Origin of the sequence: Parabacteroides sp. An277, assembly GCF_002159645.1 — a bacterium.
Lineage (GTDB): Bacteria > Bacteroidota > Bacteroidia > Bacteroidales > Tannerellaceae > Parabacteroides.
In genome coordinates this window covers 1-1,177 of the sequence record NZ_NFJB01000082.1, presented here as the reverse complement: position 1 = coordinate 1,177, position 1,177 = coordinate 1, and the positions used below count along the sequence as shown (strand labels likewise).

The 1,177-nt window shown below is 44.5% G+C and carries 2 protein-coding genes; both read right to left on the bottom strand.

Going from position 1 to position 1,177, the window contains the following annotated elements; all coding sequences use genetic code 11:
* Nucleotides 1-119: 119 nt before the first annotated feature.
* Complete coding sequence (locus B5F77_RS15380) at nt 120-539, bottom strand: HU family DNA-binding protein (RefSeq protein ID WP_087332346.1); 420 nt, start codon at nt 537-539, stop codon at nt 120-122.
* A 358-nt stretch (nt 540-897) separates the two neighbouring features.
* Nucleotides 898-1,104: a DUF4248 domain-containing protein gene (locus tag B5F77_RS15375; RefSeq protein ID WP_087332344.1), complete on the bottom strand. Its 207-nt coding sequence runs from the start codon at nt 1,102-1,104 to the stop codon at nt 898-900.
* Between the last annotated feature and the right edge of the window lie 73 nt (nt 1,105-1,177).

Below are 1,177 nucleotides of genomic sequence, written 5' to 3'. Positions count from 1 at the left end.
GTGTTTGAGCGAAGCGAGTTTTCCGAGATTTCAGCTCCGCGCCGTGAATTTGTAGCTTCTGGAGTGTAAGCCTTGATTTTTTGGTTCTTTTGCATCAAGGCAAAAGAACAGGGAAAATTTTACGCCGTCTCCGCATCCTCTTCCTCCGTTACGCCAATACGTTCGAACGCAGTCTCGGCGCGGGCTTCCTGAATGCGCTTTCCGGGATGAAACACCACCTTCGGCTTCTTGATCAGCGAGGCGTTAAAATCCTCCTTGTTGATTGTTCCCCGCGAGCCGACCGTCAACCTAAAGTTGCCTAATTCACCCATTTGCACGATGCGCCCCGCCTTCAGGTTCTTGCTAATAATCCACGCCATACGGTCCAAAACCGCCTTTACATCCGCCGACGTCAGCGTACAAGTTTCCGCGATATCCTCGCAGAGTTCCTCAAACGTCATTTCTCCGGAGCTCACCGCCCGCGCGTAATACAGCTTCGCGTCCTCGGCCGCCCCTTCGCTCATGTCCTTTCCTTGCACTAATGTGTACTGTAATGCCATACTCAAATTAAAAATTAAAAGTTAATAATTAAAAGCTAAAAAATGCGTTGATAAGTAAAAGCACACAGATGACACAGATGCAATAGATTTTCACAGATTTATCTTGTTTTTAAGGCACGGATTACGCGGATTTCACAGTTAATTTTGATTTTCACAGATTAAAGACCGTGTAATCCGTGAAATCCGTGCCTAAAACAGACTGCGCAGCCTAAAAATAAAAAATCTGCGGCCATCTGTTAAATCTGCGTCATCTGCGTGCCATTTACTTATCGACACTGCAAAGGTACGGCAAGGGGAAATGGCGGAATCCGTTAAGTGCACTTAACTGTCGTTTACTGCTTTTAATTGTCGCTAATCCTTATGGCTCGCCTAAATAGTGAAACAAAAGTTCGACCTGCTTAGGTGTCCAAATGCGCTGGCGATTGCTGTAACCGTTCGCTATCAATTTTATTTTCAGTTCTTTGTTTCGCTCAATCCAGCTTTTCAATTGCCGGGTCGACGAGCTTGGTTCGCTATCGAAATACATCATCGCCAATTCTTTTGTACTGTATGTCTGAATCTTCATGTTGTTCAATTAAAAGTTAAAAAGTAAAAATGAGCACGGAATGGCACACAGATTATACAGATTATACAGATTT